Source organism: Undibacterium sp. RuTC16W (assembly GCF_049339445.1).
Taxonomy (GTDB): Bacteria; Pseudomonadota; Gammaproteobacteria; order Burkholderiales; family Burkholderiaceae_D; genus Undibacterium.
Genome location: NZ_JBMPPE010000042.1, coordinates 1 through 434 on the forward strand (window position 1 = coordinate 1; position 434 = coordinate 434).

Consider the following 434-nt stretch of genomic DNA (forward strand, 5'->3'; position numbering starts at 1 on the left):
GTAAAGTCATCGGGGATCTGGAAGGCGGCATACGGATCGTCCGCATCGATTTCGGTCGTCGTTTTCTTCACCTGTATCACAATTGAGGCATCGCGCTCGGCGATTTTGTCCGCGATAATCCGGGGCAGTAATTCTGTTTTACCATCCAGACACACAATCACCAGTCGGCCAGCAATCAAATGCGTCTGCACCTCTGCTGACACATAGATTTTATCGATCTTGGTGCCGTGAGTGTAGTAATAAGCGATGTCGCCTGTGCCTTTGCTTTGGCGATTCTTTTGTACCAGTTGCACAATTTGCGCAAGAATCGCTTTTTGGCTCGCGGCCGCATCACGTTGCGCATTGAGTTCACGAGCGCGTTCGGCATTTTTGCGCTGCACTTCCAGCGCGGCCAGGCGCGACTCATCTACGCTCTCGTTGCCAGTCCGGCGCTC

At 53.2% G+C, this 434-nt stretch carries 1 protein-coding gene; it reads right to left on the reverse strand.

Going from position 1 to position 434, the window contains the following annotated elements; genetic code table 11:
• Window positions 1-434 (reverse strand): DUF2058 domain-containing protein (locus ACO0K4_RS19475; RefSeq protein WP_422958333.1); only part of this gene is annotated, 434 nt, incomplete at both ends.